The 16,674-nt window shown below is 69.9% G+C and carries 13 protein-coding genes; 7 read left to right on the top strand and 6 right to left on the bottom strand.

Features of this window, described 5'->3' with window-relative positions; translation table 11 throughout:
* Window positions 1-113: 113 nt before the first annotated feature.
* The 3 genes from OG718_RS48585 (at window position 114) to OG718_RS48575 (ending at window position 4,068) form a co-directional block, all read left to right on the top strand.
* A complete protein-coding gene (locus OG718_RS48585) occupies window positions 114-977 on the top strand; it encodes a LysR family transcriptional regulator (RefSeq protein ID WP_143642534.1) in 864 nt (287 codons plus the stop codon).
* A 98-nt stretch (window positions 978-1,075) separates the two neighbouring features.
* Window positions 1,076-2,317, top strand: coding sequence for an MFS transporter (locus OG718_RS48580; protein ID WP_143642535.1), 1,242 nt, complete (start codon window positions 1,076-1,078; stop codon window positions 2,315-2,317).
* A gap of 29 nt (window positions 2,318-2,346) precedes the next feature.
* Window positions 2,347-4,068: a dolichyl-phosphate-mannose--protein mannosyltransferase gene (locus OG718_RS48575; RefSeq protein ID WP_443055291.1), complete on the top strand. Its 1,722-nt coding sequence runs from the start codon at window positions 2,347-2,349 to the stop codon at window positions 4,066-4,068.
* Window positions 4,069-4,093: 25 nt separating this feature from the next.
* Here OG718_RS48575 and OG718_RS48570 read toward each other — a convergent pair whose 3' ends face one another.
* The gene (locus OG718_RS48570) at window positions 4,094-4,261 is read right to left on the bottom strand and encodes a hypothetical protein (protein ID WP_186001415.1); all 168 of its coding nucleotides are present in this window, start codon (window positions 4,259-4,261) and stop codon (window positions 4,094-4,096) included.
* 275 nt (window positions 4,262-4,536) lie between these two features.
* Here OG718_RS48570 and OG718_RS48565 point away from each other — a divergent pair, with 275 nt between their 5' ends.
* Complete coding sequence (locus OG718_RS48565) at window positions 4,537-4,971, top strand: ATP-binding protein (RefSeq protein WP_143642538.1); 435 nt, start codon at window positions 4,537-4,539, stop codon at window positions 4,969-4,971.
* A 15-nt stretch (window positions 4,972-4,986) separates the two neighbouring features.
* Here the strand turns inward: OG718_RS48565 and OG718_RS48560 are convergent, their stop codons facing one another.
* The 5 genes from OG718_RS48560 to OG718_RS48540 form a co-directional block, all read right to left on the bottom strand.
* Window positions 4,987-5,448, bottom strand: coding sequence for an ATP-binding protein (locus OG718_RS48560; protein ID WP_313904907.1), 462 nt, complete (start codon window positions 5,446-5,448; stop codon window positions 4,987-4,989).
* 119 nt (window positions 5,449-5,567) lie between these two features.
* The gene (locus OG718_RS48555; RefSeq protein WP_143642539.1) at window positions 5,568-5,939 is read right to left on the bottom strand and encodes a PRC-barrel domain containing protein; all 372 of its coding nucleotides are present in this window, start codon (window positions 5,937-5,939) and stop codon (window positions 5,568-5,570) included.
* A gap of 157 nt (window positions 5,940-6,096) precedes the next feature.
* Entirely contained in the window at window positions 6,097-7,032 is a 936-nt protein-coding gene (locus OG718_RS48550) for an anti-sigma factor RsbA family regulatory protein (protein WP_328847206.1), read from the bottom strand.
* Between the two features lie 295 nt (window positions 7,033-7,327).
* Window positions 7,328-7,612, bottom strand: a complete 285-nt coding sequence (locus tag OG718_RS48545; protein ID WP_143642541.1) for a DUF5133 domain-containing protein — start codon at window positions 7,610-7,612, stop codon at window positions 7,328-7,330.
* A gap of 34 nt (window positions 7,613-7,646) precedes the next feature.
* Window positions 7,647-8,594: a SigB/SigF/SigG family RNA polymerase sigma factor gene (locus tag OG718_RS48540; protein WP_143642542.1), complete on the bottom strand. Its 948-nt coding sequence runs from the start codon at window positions 8,592-8,594 to the stop codon at window positions 7,647-7,649.
* Between the two features lie 403 nt (window positions 8,595-8,997).
* Between OG718_RS48540 and OG718_RS48535 the strand changes: the two genes are divergently transcribed.
* The 3 genes from OG718_RS48535 (at window position 8,998) to OG718_RS48525 (ending at window position 16,674) form a co-directional block, all read left to right on the top strand.
* Window positions 8,998-9,876, top strand: coding sequence for an RNA polymerase sigma factor SigF (locus OG718_RS48535; RefSeq protein ID WP_328847205.1), 879 nt, complete (start codon window positions 8,998-9,000; stop codon window positions 9,874-9,876).
* A gap of 331 nt (window positions 9,877-10,207) precedes the next feature.
* Window positions 10,208-14,209 carry a HAMP domain-containing protein gene (locus OG718_RS48530; RefSeq protein WP_328847204.1) on the top strand — a complete coding sequence of 1,334 codons (4,002 nt, stop codon included), beginning with the start codon at window positions 10,208-10,210 and terminating at the stop codon, window positions 14,207-14,209.
* Window positions 14,210-14,262: 53 nt separating this feature from the next.
* Complete coding sequence (locus tag OG718_RS48525) at window positions 14,263-16,674, top strand: SpoIIE family protein phosphatase (protein ID WP_443055382.1); 2,412 nt, start codon at window positions 14,263-14,265, stop codon at window positions 16,672-16,674.

The following is a 16,674-nucleotide window of genomic DNA, read 5'->3' as shown; positions in this document are numbered from 1 at the left end:
GTGCGTTCGCGGACGTTCCTCCATTGACCACGCCATCGAGGGTGGCCTCATGCTGTGATGGCCGATGAAGAGACCCATCTCTGAAGAAGATGAACCACGCCCCGGGAGAGCCAGTGGATCTGCGGCAGATGGAGGTCGTCATCGCGGTGGCCGAGGAGGGCGGCTTCACCGCGGCGGCGCAGCGGCTGCACGTCGTCCAGTCCGCCGTGTCGAGCACGGTGCGCGCGCTGGAACGCGAGCTGGGCACCCCGCTGTTCGACCGCACCACGCACCGGGTCTCCCTGACCCCGGCCGGTGAGGCGTTCGTACCGGCCGCGCGGGCGGCGTTACGGGCCGCGGACCAGGCACGGGCCGCCGTCGACGTCGTACAGGGGCACCTGCGGGGCCGCATCACGGTGGGCACGATGCAGGGGGTCTGGGCCGACCTGCACCGCCCGCTGGCCGCCCTGCGGGCCGAGCATCCGGGGGTGGTGGTGCGGCTGCGGCAGGCGGCCGTGGTCGACATCCGCCAGGCGCTGCGCGAGGGAACGGTGGATCTGGCCGTGGTCGCCCTCGACCGCCAGCAGCAACGGGGGCTGGTCACCCGGCTGCTGTCCCGCGAGGAGATGGTGCTGGTGAGCGCTCCGGGGCGGACGTTTCCCGTGGCGGACGGGAAGGTCGCCCTCGCCGACGCGGCCCGGCTGCCGCTGGTGGACTTCACGCCCGGCTGGGCGATCCGGCTCGCCGTGGACAAGGCGTTCCGTGCGGCCTCCGTCGACCGCGAGCCGACGTTCGAGGTCAACGACATCGTCGCGGCGTCCGAACTCGTCCGCAACGACCTGGGTGTGTGCGTCATGCCCGTCTCGATCGCCGACCGGTTCCCCGATCTGACGACCCACCGCTTCGACCGTCACGCGCCGAACTGGAAGGTCATGGTGGTCCGGCCCCGGGGCGAGGCACCCCCGGCGGTCGCCGCGCTGCTGCGGCACATGACCTGACGGAAGCCGGGTCGTCATCTCTTTCAGAGATGACTGAAATCTCGAACCATCGACCCAACGAGGGAAGCACAGGCGCGCCCCCGGACGCTGACGAAACCATGAACGTCCTCCAGAGCTCGCGCGACGACCACACCTCGGGCCGGTCCACCGGCGCGGCCGCACCCGGTGTACCGGGATGGCTGGTCGTGCTCCTGGCCGCCGCCACCGGCATGACGGTCGCCAACCTGTACTACGCCCAGCCCCTGTTGTCCTCGCTGCGCGACGTCTTCCACGTCGGCGAGGCGGCCGCCGGCGGGCTGATCACCCTCACTCAGGTCGGCTACGTCCTGGGCATGCTCCTGCTCGTCCCGCTCGGCGACCGCCTGGAGAAGCGCCGCCTGATCACCGTGTTGCTGGCGGTCACCACGCTCGCTCTCCTCGCAGCCGGTCTCGCGACGAGCTTCCCCATGCTGCTGATCGCGTCCCTGATCAGCGGCGGCACGTCGGTCGTCGCCCAGATCCTGGTGCCCTTCGCCGCGAGTCTCGCCCCGGACCACGCCCGCGGCCGGATCGTGGGCCGGGTGATGAGCGGTCTGCTCACCGGCATCCTGCTGTCCCGCACCCTCAGCAGCCTGGTCTCCGACGTGGCCGGCTGGCGCGTCGTCTATCTGGGCTCCGCCGTCCTCATGGCCCTGCTGGCACTGGCCCTGCACGCCGCCCTGCCCCGTCAGGCCGCCACCACGGCGATCCCGTACACCCAGGTGCTGCGTTCCACGGTCCGACTGGTGCGCGTCCACCCGGTGTTGCTCCGCCGCGGGCTCTACCAGGCGGCGATGTTCGGTGCGTTCAGCGCGTTCTGGACCACCGTCTCGTACGTCCTCACGGGCCCGCGATTCCACTACTCCCCCGTCGGAGTCGGTGTCTTCGCCCTCGTCGGAGCTGCCGGGGCGGCCGTGGCTCCCTTCGCGGGCCGTTGGGCCGACCGCAAGCTGGTGCGACCGATGACCGGCGCCGGGCTCGCCGCCGCGGCCGTCGCCTTCGCGGTCGCCGGATTCGGCCAGCGGCACATCCTCCTGCTGGCCCTGGCCGCCGTACTGCTCGACATGGCCGTACAGACCACGCTGATCCTCGGTCAGCACACCGTGTACCAGCTCGACGCGAACGCGCGGGCGCGGCTCAACAGCGCCTTCATCGCCCTCTTCTTCGTCGGCGGCGCCCTCGGTTCACAGTTCGGCTCGCTCGCCTTCCACGCCGGCGGCTGGACGGCGGTGGCCCTCCTCGGCACCGCACTCCCCGTCCTGGCCCTCCTCTACTGGGCCACGGAGTTCCGCGACCGGACAGGGGTGGCCGAAAACGCATGAGATGAACATCCGTTCCCTACGATGACCCGGTGACCAGTGACATCGCGGCGCAGGTGGGCGTCGACGCCGACGCCCACCCGAAGACGGATTCCCCTCCCTGGGCGAGGCGCCTGCGCCGGTTCGGCTACACGGGGCGCCCACGGACCGATACCCGTGACCTTCTGGTCCCGCCCTTCCCGGAGCCAGGCACGCGCGTCGGCGAGGCCCTGGGCCTCGGCCCGGCACTGGCCTACCGCGTCGCGAAGGCGATGGGCTGGATCGGTCCGGTCCTCGTCGCCGTTCTCGCCGGAGCGATCCGGTTCTGGAACCTCGGCCGGCCGCGGTCCGTCGCCTTCGACGAGACGTACTACGCCAAGGACGCCTGGGCGTTGCTGAAGCTCGGCTACGAGGGGACGTGGCCGGACCGCAAGATCGCCGACCCGCAGATCCTGGCGGACCCCCAGGTGATCCCGCTGTCCGACACCGGGACCTTCGTGGCGCACCCGCCGATGGGCAAGTGGGTGATCGCCCTCGGTGAGTGGATGTTCGGCCTGAACCCCTTCGGCTGGCGTTTCATGACCGCGGTGCTCGGCACGCTCTCGGTGCTGATGCTGTGCCGAATAGGCCGCCGCCTTTTCCGTTCGACGGCACTGGGCTGTCTGGCCGGACTGCTGATGGCGGTGGACGGCCTGCACTTCGTGATGAGCCGCATCGCTCTGCTCGACCTCGTCGTCATGTTCTTCGTCCTGGCCGCGTTCGGGTGCCTGCTGGTCGACCGGGGCCGGGCGCGGGCCCTCCTCGCGGAAGCCCTGCCGGTGGACGCGAGCGGCTTCGCGGGTCCGCATCAACACACCGGCGAGCATGCGGGGATGGGGGTACGGCCGTGGCGGATCGCGGCCGGCGCACTTCTGGGGCTGGCGGCCGCGAGCAAGTGGAACGGCCTCTACGTCCTGGCGTTCTTCATGGTCATGACCGTGCTGTGGGACGTCGGCTCCCGCCGGATCGCCGGGGCACACCGCCCGTATCTGTCGGTGCTGCGCAAGGATCTCGGCTGGTCCGCGCTGTCCCTCGCGCCGGTCGCTCTGGTCACGTATCTGATGACCTGGACCGGCTGGTTCCTGTCCGACAACGGCTACGGACGGCACTGGGCGCACGGCCGGGGCGGCCCGTGGTCGTGGATCCCGGCCTCCCTGCGCAGCCTGTGGCACTACGAGCACGGCGTCTACGAGTTCAACGTGGGGCTGGACTCCTGGCACCGCTACGAGTCCAACCCGTGGAGCTGGCTGGTCCTCGGACGGCCGGTGGCGTACTCGTACGAGACGGACTTCGCACAGGACGGCTGCCGCACCGCGTCCGGCTGTTCCCAGGCGGTCCTCGCGCTGGGCACGCCGCTGCTGTGGTGGTCGGCGTGCTTCGCGCTCCTCTATCTGCTCTACCGGTGGGCGCTGCGCCGCGACTGGCGTGCGGGCGCCGTCCTGTGCGCGGTGGGTGCCGGCTATCTGCCCTGGTTCCTGTACCAGGACCGTACGACCTTCTCCTTCTACGCGGTGGCCTTCGTGCCGTATCTGTGCCTGGCCGTCGCGATGTTGGTGGGCGCGATGCTGGGGCCGCCGGGGTCGAGCGAGAGACGCCGGGCGGTGGGGGCGATGAGCGCGGGTGTCCTCGTACTGCTCATCGTCTGGAACTTCATCTACTTCTTCCCGATCTACACGGGTGCGACGATCCCGTATCCCGACTGGCATTCGAGAATGTGGCTCGACACCTGGATCTGAGGGATACGGGACCGTGCTCCGTATGTCACCTTCGGCGGCCCCTGGTCGCCAATCCACTGCCGACCCCGGCGAGGTGCAGGGCCAGCACGATCAGACCTATCAGCATCACGTTGGTCGAGGTGAAGACGTCGTTGGTCGAGATCTCCGCTGCGTTGATCAGGAACGCGACGAGGAACAGGACGGCTGCTGCCATGCCGAGCATGGATTCCCCTCTCTGCGGTTGTGGAGTGGGTCCAGATCCCACCGCCATTCAACGAGTGCCCCGGCCCCGCCGGATCAGACACCCATGACCCGGGCCGATCGTGGTACTCGCCCACCACAGCGGAATCCCCGCAGACCGCCGCATTCCGGAGTCCCTGCCATCGTCACCGGAACCGGACGAGTAAGCCCTTTGCCGTCGGGAAGCAGCAACGGTGGAAGCAAAGCAAGCGCCACAGCCCCACCGGGAGTGGGCTGCGGGAAGCCGTGATGGCGATCGAGCCGTGTTGGGACGACAAACTGCCTTCTGAGGAGACTTACACCCAGACCACCGAATTCGCCGGCGAACCGTCCGATGTGACGGGCTCACGACTCGCCGCGGAGGCGTTCCTCCTTGCGCTCACGCGTGTGTCGCCGCCGGCGGAGCCCGAACGCTGGGACGACATCCTGCTGGTCGTCACGGAGCTGGCCGCGAACGCGGTGCAGTACGCGCCGGGCCCGTTCACGCTGCACATGCGGCGCACGTTCGACGGTGTGCACGTGACGATGCACGACACCAGTGCCACACCACCGGCACCTCGCCCCTTCCGTCCCGGCAGGAACGACGGGGGCGTGGGATGGCATCTGATCCATACGCTGTGTGACCAGGTGAGTGTGGTGACGACCGAGAAGGCCAAGGACATTCACGTGTTCATGCCGTGGTGAGCTTCCCGGTGTTCCCTACGGCATGGCCTGGAGCGGCACCAGGACGCGAATCGTCTTGCCGCCTCCCGGACGCCTTTCGACGGCGATGTCGCGCGCCAGCCGGATGATCAGCGGCCAGCCGTAACCGTTGCCGTGGTGCACCGAAGGAAGGTCCCCCGAGCCGAAGGCGGCGGCGGGGATGACGTCACTGTTGTCGTGCACGGCCAGCCGCACGCCCTCACGCGTGGGCGTCACCTCGACCCCGACCAGCCCGCCCCCGTGCCGGACGGCGTTCGCCGCCAGCTCCGAGACGACCAGCAGGAGATCGATGACAGCGGTCTCCGTCGCCCTGCGGGACGGGGTGTTCCACTGCTCCTGCACCACGGCGCGGACGTGGTCACGAGCCATCGCCGCGGTGGTGATCGGAGCCGCCGTCATCGACGTCCCACCGCACATGCGGTCGGGTGACGCGAAGGCAGTCGTGTCGAATCGGTCCATATCCGCCGTGCCCCTGAGATCTGCTTGCTCGATGCCGGGTCCCAGAACGGGTCCGTCCACATCCGTCTTCCCGCTGAGCGCACGACCATGGGTGCGAATCCCTCGACCGTCGTGCCGGGTCAGGGCGCGGTCGCCCGTCGTGGGGGCAGACTCCGGTAGTAGTCGCCGACACCGGCGAGGTACTCGGGGTCCAGCGTCTCGCGATCGGTCTTGAACCGCGGCGCGGCCTTGATCTCCTCCTCGGTGCACGCCACCCTGACCTCCTCGGCCTCGGCGTCGACGGCGGTGACGACGCCCACGGGTATCAGCACGCTGCTGCCGAACAGCCAGACTCCGGTGTCGACGATCAGATGCCGCAGGCCCGAGTCGTCGGCCTGCCGGTCCACATGCCCGATCGTGCCGTCGGACGCCACCACCGTGAAGCCCGTGAGCCGCTGCCCCTCCGTGTGCCCGCTGTCCCCTGCGTACGACCAGATTCTGTCGGTGACCACGCCGCTCCTTCCGTCCCGTGTGCATTCCGTCTCGTGTGAGCCCGGGTGGAGCACCGCGGCCGGACATCCGCCGCCCGTCATGCTCCACGGGCAGCAAATACCCTGCCGACGGACTGGCATTCGCAACGATTTCGCCGAAAGGGCCTTCCCGCGTGCTTTATGCGCGCGCCACGTAGCTGCGGATCGTCGTGCCGCGCTCATCGGTGTGCACGCGCACCAGATCCGACAGGTGGTGAACGAGGAGAAGGCCTCGGCCGCCGAGCTGGTCGGGAGGTGCCGGGCGGCGGCCCACGAGGGGGTCGGTCAGCCGGCCGGTGTCCTGGACCTCACAGACGATCTGCTCGCTCTCCGCCCACAGACGCAGCGTTCCCCTGCCACCGGCGTGCACCACGCTGTTCGTGGTCAGCTCCGCCACGACCAGCGCCAGATCCTGCAGGCGGACCGCGCCCATCCCCCGCTCCCGTGCCTCCTGGAGCGCGAAGTCCCGCGTGACCGGCAGGGCTTCGGCGTCGAACCCGAACGTCGCCGCCCCGGGCGGACAGCGCAGCGGTTCGTTGTAGCGCGCGAGCACCTTGACCGGGTCGTAGGCGCCGCTGACCGACTGGTGGCCCGCGGTGATGAGCACAGGGTGCGTGGCGTGGGCGTCGGCGAGCACGTCGTCCGGCAGCGACCGTGCGTCGTACGGACAGAGGATGGTCACGTCCCGCCCGCGGAACGCCGCGTTGATCAGAGCCTCGTGCTGGACGCAGGCCGGATACTCCGTGGCCGTGCGGCCGGACCAGATCGGCTCCCCGATGATGCGCACACGGCGGCCGCGCCGGGCGTCGGCGAAGGCGCGCAGGACCGACGGGATGATACGGCCGGGATTCCGCCCGGCCCTCGTCATGTCGACGAAGTACACGGCCTCGGCCGCTGTTCCCAGCGCCGCCGCGATCAGTTCCAGCCGCGGAACGGGGGCGGCGACCGCGACGGGCTCCGAGGCCGCCAGCCCCTCCAGGAGGAAGGGCACCGTCCCGGCCACGTACTCCTGGTCACCGCGGTAGAAGAGCGCGGGATGCACGAAGGGGGCGTCCTCGGTCGCCGTCGTCGTCATTCCGCCCCACCAGTCGTCGGGGGTAGGGGCCAGGAGGTCTGGGCAATCCGCCACCGCCCGGCCCGGGTCGCGTGGGCTCCGGGCACGAAGTCGGCCGTCGGCCGACTCGGCCGGGGCGGCCCACCGCTGCAGGACCTCGACACCGACAACGATGTGTCCGTGCTGCCCATCAGGTCCACCCGTGCCACCCCGGGGGCCACAATACGCCGTCGCACTGGCGTTCCATGAACGTGTCCGAGTCGCAGCCGCGCACCCCGCGGGCCGGTCGCACGTCTCCGCGACCGGCCCGCGGGGTTCACCTGGTGACGGCCTCTCCGCCGTCACGCACCTCGGTGCCGCCCGTACCGGAAGGCCGCGAAGGCACCGGCGCCACGGGCTGCCGGGGGGCCGCGAGAAGGCGGCGCGCCCTCTCCAGGGCACGCATCACATCGCGCGTGCCGGTCGACACGCAGAGCGTGTAGGCGAGGTCCTGCGCTCGCTGGTCCGGTTTCGCCACGGCACCTCCCTCGCCCTCGGGGGCGGTCAGCGCCTCGTACTCGTCCACGAGCCTGCGCAGGGTCGCGGGATGGGGCATCAGCATCGGGCTCACTCCTCGGCCTCCTCGGCTTTCTGCGTCACGCCGCCCTGGTGCGTTCGTCGGTGTCGGTCCGTCCGTCGGCATCGGAGCGGCCGGCTCGCGGCTGCTGTCCGCCCATCGCCTCGTCCCTGACACGCGCGCAGCTGCGGCTGATGAGACGTGAGACGTGCATCTGGGAGATGCCGAGCACATCGGCGATGCGCGTCTGCGTCATGTCCTCGAAGAAGCGCATGTACAGAATGGCCCGCTCGCGTTCGGGCAGCCGACGCAGCCCTTCCCTGGCCGCTTCCCGGTCGACGACCAGCTCGTACGAGGAATCGACGGCGCCCAGGGTGTCCGCGAGGCTGTAGTTGTCGTCCGCGGAAGCGAGTTCGGCGTCCAGGGACAGCGTGCTGAAGCTCTCCATCGCCTCCATCCCCGCGCTGACCTCGTCCTCGGTCAGCCCCGTGTGCGCCGCGATCTGGGCCGCCGTCGGCTCCGGGGATCCGGGATTCAACGTGAGATCCCGACGGGCCAGCCGCACCTTGTTGCGCAGTTCCTGGACCCGGCGGGGCACTCTCAGGGCCCACATCCGGTCCCGGAAGTGCCGCTTCACCTCACCGGTGATGGTGGGCACGGCGTAGCTCTCGAACGCCCCGCGAGAGGGGTCGTACCGGTCGACCGCCTTCACCAGCCCCATGGCCGCGACCTGCCGCAGGTCCTCGACCGACTCGCCCCGGTCGCGGAAGCGGCCGGCGATCCGGTGGGCCATGGGCAGCCATACCGTCACCAGTTCGTCGCGGACGGCGTCCCGCTCGGGCCCGTCCTCCAACTCGGCCAGCCGGGCGAACGCGGCCGCGGCGTCGGGGGCGTCGTCGTGCGAGTGCTTCGCGTGGGTGGACGGGTGCTTCGCATCGGCGGACGGCCGGGCGGATGAGTCCGGCCGGACGGCCGTCTCCGTGCTCACGGGCTTGTCAGGTCGATTTGTAGACAAATCGCTAGGCATGTGGATTCGCTCCTGAACATTGGCTTGCGGGGGAATGCCGCAGGAGGAGTGGCGCCGCCCGAACCGCCCGGAGGCCCCCGGAGCTCACACCTACTCGCTCCCACGGACGTGCCTCCGGTCCGAAGCACGAAATTCCGCTTGCCCGGGCTTCCCGAGGAAAAACACCGCTTCTCGAAATCGACCACCCGACGTGGCGGCCGGATTCCCGCCCCGCCACGGCTCCGGCCAGGCCTCGCTCATGGTCGGCGCCCGCCCGAAACTCCCTCAGAAGAGGGAAGAAAGGGGCGACTTCCGGCCAGATCCTCCCGGCGCCCGCTTTCTGTTGCCTCCAGGAAGGAGTGAGCTGCCTGAAGCAGGGCATGCGGGCTTTGACACATCAGCGGCGACGAGTGGGGTGGACGGCATGACAGCCGTGACGGCAGGCGAGGCGACGGCCACGGCACAGCGGACGCAGACGGTCGACGAGACGGCACTCCCTCTCATCGACGAACCGTCACTGATCAAGCCGAAAGACGCTCGCGATCTGTCCCGACAGTTCTTCGACCGCCTGGCCGTGCTGGAGGAAGGCACGCACGAATACCAGTACGCGCGCAACACCCTGATCGAGATGAACCTGTCCCTCGTCCGGTACGCGGCCTCCCGGTTCCGCGGCCGGGGAGACTCGATGGAGGACATCGTCCAGGTCGGCACCATAGGGCTCATCAAGGCCATCGACCGGTTCGAGCTGACCCGTGAGGTGGAGTTCACCTCCTTCGCCGTCCCCTACATCGTCGGCGAGATCAAGAGGTTCTTCCGCGACACGAGCTGGGCCGTCCATGTGCCGCGCCGTCTGCAGGAGGCCCGGGTCGAGCTGGCCAAGGCCACGGAGGAACTGCGGACGCGTCTGGGGCGTACGCCCACGACCGCCGAGCTGTCGCAGCTCATGTCGCTGCCCGAGGCCGAGGTCATCGAGGCCCGCAAGGCGGCGAACTGCTACAACTCCTCATCGCTCGACGCGGCCCTCACCTCCGACGGCGACTCGCAGGGCGAGACGGTCCTGGCGGACTTCATCGGCGACGACGACCGGGCGCTGGAGCTCGTCGACGACCTCCACTCCCTGACCCCCCTCATCGCCGAACTCGACGAGCGGGAGCGCCTCATCATCCATCTGCGGTTCGTCGAGGAGCGGACCCAGGCGGAGATCGGTGAGGTCATCGGCATCTCGCAGATGCACGTGTCGCGACTGATCAGCCGCATCATCAAGCGGCTGCGCGCCGGTCTGCTCGATCCCTCGGTGGCCTGAAGCACCGTCCCGTCGGCCGCCTGATCCCGCACTGAAGCGTCGAGCCCGCCGTCCCGACTCTCGCGAGCGTTTCCACCGCGCGAGAGCCGGACGGCGGGCTCCGTCGTGAGCGGCTCCGGTGGCACATCGCAGGGAAGATCACACTCTCCGGCACCAATCTGGCTCGACCTTTGTTCACGACCTGACCTTCGGGTTAGCCTGCGGCGTACTTCCTCGACGGACGGCCCCGGACTCACGGGTCCGCGCCGTCGAGGAGGGGTCCGGCAGTGGGCCTGAAGTTCCGAGTCCCCCCTTTCACGGGACTCTCGTCTTGAACGGAACGAGGGTGCGCATGACCAGCCAGACGACCGACCCTGTCGGCCGCACACCGGGCGAGCCGGAGCTGCGCCGGCTGCTGGCGGGGCTGACCGCGGTACGGGACGGGGACTTCGGCACACGTCTGCCGGACGACGGCGGGGGCCTCCTGGGCGACATCGCCACCGTCTTCAACGGCATGGTCGACCAGTTGTCCGTGTTCACCTCCGAAGTCACCCGTGTAGCACGCGAGGTGGGCACCGAGGGGACGCTCGGCGGACAGGCGGAAGTGCCGGGCGTCTCCGGGACCTGGGCCGATCTCACCGACTCGGTCAACGCGATGGCGGGCAACCTCACCACCCAGGTCCGCGACATCGCCCAGGTGGCGACGGCGGTCGCCAAGGGTGACCTCTCCCAGAAGATCGACGTGCCGGCCCGCGGCGAGATCCTGGAGCTCAAGAACACCATCAACACGATGGTCGACCAGCTCTCCGCCTTCGCCGACGAGGTCACCCGCGTCGCGCGCGAAGTCGGCACCGAGGGACGGCTCGGCGGCCAGGCGGACGTCAAGGGAGTCAAGGGCACCTGGCGCGACCTGACCGACTCCGTGAACTTCATGGCGAGCAACCTCACCGCCCAGGTCCGCAACGTGGCCCAGGTGGCGACCGCGGTGGCCAGGGGCGATCTCTCGCAGAAGATCACCGTCGACGCCCGGGGCGAGATCCTCGCGCTCAAGGAGACCATCAACACGATGGTCGACCAGTTGTCCGCGTTCGCCGACGAAGTGACGCGCGTGGCCCGCGAGGTCGGCACGGCCGGCAACCTCGGCGGGCAGGCCACTGTCCGCGGTGTCTCGGGCACCTGGAAGGACCTCACCGACAACGTCAACGTGATGGCGTCCAACCTGACGGGCCAGGTCCGCTCGATCGCCCAGGTCGCCACCGCCGTGGCCCGCGGCGACCTGTCCCAGAAGATCACGGTCGAGGCCAAGGGCGAGGTCGCGGCCCTGGCGGACGTCATCAACACGATGGTCGACACGCTGTCCGCCTTCGCGGACGAGGTCACGCGGGTGGCCCGCGAGGTCGGCACCGAGGGCCGCCTGGGCGGCCAGGCCCAGGTGCCGAACGTGGCGGGCACGTGGAAGGACCTCACCGAGAACGTCAACTCGATGGCGAACAACCTGACCGGCCAGGTCCGCAACATCGCGCTGGTGACGACGGCGGTGGCCAAGGGCGACCTGTCCAAGAAGATCGACGTGGACGCCCGGGGCGAGATCCTGGAACTCAAGACGACGATCAACACGATGGTCGACCAGCTCTCCGCGTTCGCGGCCGAAGTCACCCGCGTGGCCCGCGAGGTCGGGAGCGAGGGACGGCTCGGCGGACAGGCCGAGGTGGAGGGTGTCTCCGGCACCTGGAAGCGGCTGACGGAGAACGTCAACGAGCTCGCAGGCAACCTGACGCGGCAGGTACGCGCGATCGCCGAGGTCACCAGCGCCGTCGCCGAGGGCGACCTGACCCGCTCGATCACCGTCGAGGCCTCCGGCGAGGTCGCCGAGCTCAAGGACAACATCAACTCCATGGTCGAGTCCCTGCGCGAGACGACCCGGGCCAACCAGGAGCAGGACTGGCTCAAGACCAACCTCGCGCGGATCTCCGGCCTGATGCAGGGCCACCGGGACCTGTCCGTGGTGGCCGAGCTGATCATGGACGAACTCGCGCCCCTGGCGTCGGCCCAGTACGGCGCGTTCTACCTCGCGGAGGAGGCCGGACGCGGCCATGAGCTGCGGCTTGTCGGCTCCTACGGATGGCCCGACGACGACGGGCGGCCTGTCCGGATCCCCTTCGGCCGCTCGCTGGTCGGTCAGGCCGCGCGCAGCCGCCGCCCCATCTCGGTGGACGAGCTGCCGCCGGGATACGTGACCATCTCCTCGGGGCTCGGCCGGACGGTGCCGACCGCCCTGGTGGTGCTGCCCATCACGGTCGAGGACCAGGTGCTCGGAGTCATCGAGCTGGCCTCGGTCACCCGCTTCACCCAGATCCACCAGGACTTCCTGGGCCAGCTGATGGAGACCATCGGCGTCAACGTCAACACCATCGTGGCCAACGCGCGGACCGACGAGCTGCTGGACGAGTCCCAGCGTCTGACCACCGAACTGCAGGCCCGTTCGGAGGAGTTGCAGGTCCAGCAGGACGAACTGCAGCGCTCCAACGAGGAGCTGGAGGAGAAGGCCTCGCTGCTGGTCGCGCAGAACCGCGACATCGAGGCGAAGAACCTGCAGATCGAACAGGCCCGACAGGAACTGGAGACCCGCGCCCAGCAGTTGTCGCTGGCCTCCAAGTACAAGTCGGAGTTCCTGGCGAACATGAGCCACGAGCTGCGGACCCCGCTGAACAGCCTGCTCATCCTCGCCCAGCTCCTTGCGCAGAACCCCTCACGCAACCTCACTCCGAAGCAGGTCGAGTACGCGGGCATCATCCACTCCGCGGGATCCGACCTGCTGCAGTTGATCAACGACATCCTCGACCTGTCGAAGGTCGAGGCCGGGAAGATGGAACTCGCTCCCGAGCGCGTCCCGCTGCGGCAGCTTCTCGAGTACGTCGAGGCGACCTTCCGGCCGATGACGACGCAGAAGAGCCTGAACTTCACCGTGCGCACCGCGCCCGGCGCACCCGGCGACCTCCTCACCGACGACTCCCGGTTGCGTCAGGTGCTGCGCAACCTGCTGTCGAACGCGGTCAAGTTCACCGAGCACGGCGGCGTCGAGCTGCGTATCGAACCGGCGGCCGACAACGAAGTGCCCGACGGTGTGCTCCGGGGCGGCACGATCGTGGCGTTCCGCGTGCGGGACACGGGGGTCGGGATCCCGGAACAGCATCTGGAGACGATCTTCGGGGCCTTCCAGCAGGCTGACGGGACGACGAGCCGCAAGTACGGCGGCACCGGCCTCGGTCTGTCCATCACGCGGGAGATCGCGCACCTGCTCGGCGGGGCCGTCACCGTCGCCAGCACGCCCGGACAGGGCAGTACGTTCACGCTGTTCCTGCCCGTGGCACGCACCGACTTCGAGGACCTCCTCAATGGCGACCGGTCGCCGGAGAAGGCCCTGGCCGCGGCTCCCGCGGAGGAGTCGGCGACGCACGCGTCGCCCTCGGGTCCGGCCGCCCCGCCCCGGAGCCGCAGGCGTCGTCTGCTGGTCGTCGAGGAACGGCAGCGCGGCCTGTTGACCCTGGTCGCCGAGAGCACGGTCGCGGACGTCGCCCATGGCCCGGACACCGGTGATCCACGCGGCACGGTCGACGTCATCACCGCCGTCGGAGCACACGAGGCGGCCAGCGCGCTGGCCTCGGGACCGTGCCACTGCGTCGTTCTGGAACTCGGTATGCCGGACGGCGAGGCGACCCGGTTCCTGGACGCGATGCACGGCGACTCAGGGCTCGCGAACGTTCCGGTCCTCGTCCACAGCGGTCACCGCGCGGATCTGGCCCAGGAACAGGCGCTGCAGGCCCGTTCGGGCACACGTGCCCTGGAGTTCCTGTCGAGCCTCGACGAACTGCGCGAGCGCATCGCCCTGCACCTCTCCGCCGAGGAGTTGGGAGATGTGCCCTCCCTTGCCCGCGCCGAGGAACCGCAGCCCGAGACACCGCACCCCGTCGAGGACGCCTTCCTCGGCCGTACGGTCCTGGTGGTCGACGACGACGCCCGCAATCTCTTCGCGCTCAGCGGGATCCTGGAGCTCCAGGGGTTCCACGTCCTGCACGCGGACAACGGCCGCAAAGGCATCGAGACGCTGGTCCACCACCCCGACATCTCGCTCGTCCTGATGGACGTGATGATGCCGGAGATGGACGGCTACACGGCCACGGCGGAGATCCGGAAGATGCCTCAGTACGCGGGTCTTCCCATCATCGCCGTCACCGCGAAGGCGATGCCGGGCGACCGCGAGAAGAGCCTCGCCTCCGGGGCGAGCGACTACGTCACCAAACCGGTCGACACCAACGACCTCATCGCCTGCGTCCGCCGGTGGCTGCCCGCGTGACCCGGACCGAGCAGTGTCCTGATCCGGCCGACGAACGGTCGCCGGACGAGTCCGTGGAGGAGTCCGCGGACGAGACGGCTGAAGACTCCGCCGAGGATTCGGCCGCTCTCCTCGCGACCTACCCGGTGGGCAGGCTCGCCGCCACGGTGGAACGCCTGCGCCGCGAGGTGCGAGCCGCCCAGGCCGAGGCCGACGGACGTGCCCTGATCGAACTCGCCAAGGGCATCCTGGTGGAGCGACTGGGGTGCGGGCCCGCGCAGGCCGCCCGCCAGCTCGCCGAACTCACCGCGCAGGCCGGGGTGAGCACACTCGAACTCGCCGTCGAGGTCATCAACCAGGCGGCCCGCGACCGGCTTTCGGAGGTGGCCGACGCCTTCCTGACCGCCGCGAAGTCCACCGACGCTCCCACGGATGATTCGTCGTCGAGGGGACACTCCCCCGCCGTACGGATGCGGGAGGCCGAGAGCGGCGCGCTGTCCGCCCCGGACACCCAGGCCGTCGCCGACTCCCTGCTGCAGCACGCGCTGACCCCGCTCGGCGCGGTGGCCGTGGCCATCTGGACCGTGCGCTCCGACGGTTCCCTGACGCTGGCCGGCAGTGCCGGGTTCTCCCCGGCGGAAGCCGGGCGCTGGCACCATGTGCCCCCTGGAGTGGTGACGGTGGCGCGCACCAGCCTCTCCGAGCGCGCCGGGCAATGGATCGGATCACTGGCCGAGACCGGACTTCCCTCCATCGGTCAGCACCAGTTCCCCGATGGTGGAAGGGCCGCCGTTCCCGCCGGCACCGGAGGCCGCATCCACGGAGCGCTCGAGATCGTCTGGCCCTCCCGTCTGGAACCGCAACCGCCCCAGGTGGTCCGGCAGGTCGAGGCCCTGGCGGAACTGTGCGCCCGCACGCTGGAGACGTACGCCTTCGTACACGGCGACGAAGCCCTCCGCGAACCGCGTGCCGTCCCCGACGCCACCGAACTGGTGGACCTGGCCGACGGGCTGCACGACCCCGCCCTGGTCCTCGTCCCCTACCTCGACGGCGGGCAGCTCGTCGACTTCCACATCCATCACGTCAACAGCCGTTTCCTCGATCCCGCCGGCCGGCCGCGCGGGCTCGTCAACGGCGCGATGCTGCTGGAGGCCTACCCGATGGCCGCCGGGGAGAGCGAGCTCTTCCAGCGGATCGAGCGTGTCTACGCCACGGGTGAGCCGTTCCGCGCGCAGCGCATGAACCTCACGGCTCTCGTCGACCAGGTGCCGCTGTCGGCCGTGGCGGACATCAGCATCAGCCGGCATGCCCACAGCGTGCTGCTCATCTGGCGCATCGAGGACGAGACGGCACGGCTCGCGAGCATCCTCCAGCACGCACAGCGCCTGGGCCGCATCGGCGGCTTCGAGGAGAATCTGCTCACGGGCGACATCACCTGGAACGGCCAGCTCTTCACCCTGTACGGCAGGCCTCCGACGAGCGACCCCGTGCCGCTGGAGGAACTGCCCGTCCACGCGCACCCGGACGACGCCGTCGTCATCGGGCGCTTCCTGCGCACCCTGCTCCATCACCGGCGACCGGCGTCCGCGTCGTTCCGGCTGCGGCGTCCCGACGAGGTGACGCGCCACATCCGTGTGGTGGCCGAGCCGGTGCTCGACGCCGACGGCCGGCTGTTCGTCGTACGCGGGGCCTACCAGGACATCTCGGCCCAGCACTGGACGGAGGTCGCACTCGCCGCCACCCGTGTCCAGCTCGCCCACACCGAGCAGCAGGCGACCGAACGCAGCCGCCTCACGCTGCAGCTTCAGCACGCCATCATGCCCCCGACCCAGGATCCCTTGCGGGCCCCCGGTATCGACGTGGCGGTCCGCTACCGGCCGGCCGAGACGGAGCATCTGGTGGGCGGCGACTGGTACGACGCGGTCGTCCTGCCGTCCGGTCTCGTGCTCCTGTGCGTGGGTGACGTTGCCGGTCACGGCATGGAGGCTGCGACCAGCATGGTCGTCCTGCGGAACGCTCTGCGGGGGCTGGCCGTGACGGGCGCGGGCCCGGGCCAGCTGCTGACCTGGCTCAACAGCGTGGCGCACCATCTGACGGGCACGGTCACCGCCACCGCGGTGTGCGGCCTCTACGACACGGAGCGCCGTACGTTGCGGTGGGCCAGGGCCGGTCATCTGCCGCCCGTGCTGGTACGCGACACGGGGGCGGTGTCCCTGCCCCTGGTCAAGGGATTGCTGCTGGGCGCGGCGCCCCAGGTGACGTACGAGGAGGACGAGATCCAACTGGCCGTCGACGACACCCTGTTGATGTACACGGACGGCCTGATCGAGCGCCGGGACCGGTCGATGGAGGAGTCCATGACCCAGCTGCTGACCACGGTCCGTGCGGCCCCGTCCACGCTCGACCAACAGTTGGACCGGCTGCTCACCTACAGCAGGTCGGACACCGACGACGACACCTGCATCATCGGCATCCGCGTGTCGTAG

This window comes from Streptomyces sp. NBC_00258 (assembly GCF_036182465.1).
GTDB lineage: Bacteria > Actinomycetota > Actinomycetes > Streptomycetales > Streptomycetaceae > Streptomyces.
The sequence above is the reverse complement of the archived record's forward strand: the minus strand, read 5'-3'. Positions and strand labels throughout refer to the sequence as shown.

Coding starts and splice junctions, on each gene's coding strand:
- OG718_RS48530 (WP_328847204.1), top strand. CDS start 10,208: ATGACCAGCCAGACGACCGACCCTGTCGGCCGCACACCGGGCGAGCCG.
- OG718_RS48535 (WP_328847205.1), top strand. CDS start 8,998: ATGACAGCCGTGACGGCAGGCGAGGCGACGGCCACGGCACAGCGGACG.
- OG718_RS48565 (WP_143642538.1), top strand. CDS start 4,537: ATGGCGATCGAGCCGTGTTGGGACGACAAACTGCCTTCTGAGGAGACT.
- OG718_RS48560 (WP_313904907.1), bottom strand. CDS start 5,448: ATGGACCGATTCGACACGACTGCCTTCGCGTCACCCGACCGCATGTGC.
- OG718_RS48540 (WP_143642542.1), bottom strand. CDS start 8,594: ATGCCTAGCGATTTGTCTACAAATCGACCTGACAAGCCCGTGAGCACG.
- OG718_RS48580 (WP_143642535.1), top strand. CDS start 1,076: ATGAACGTCCTCCAGAGCTCGCGCGACGACCACACCTCGGGCCGGTCC.
- OG718_RS48545 (WP_143642541.1), bottom strand. CDS start 7,612: ATGCTGATGCCCCATCCCGCGACCCTGCGCAGGCTCGTGGACGAGTAC.
- OG718_RS48570 (WP_186001415.1), bottom strand. CDS start 4,261: ATGGCAGCAGCCGTCCTGTTCCTCGTCGCGTTCCTGATCAACGCAGCG.
- OG718_RS48550 (WP_328847206.1), bottom strand. CDS start 7,032: ATGACGACGACGGCGACCGAGGACGCCCCCTTCGTGCATCCCGCGCTC.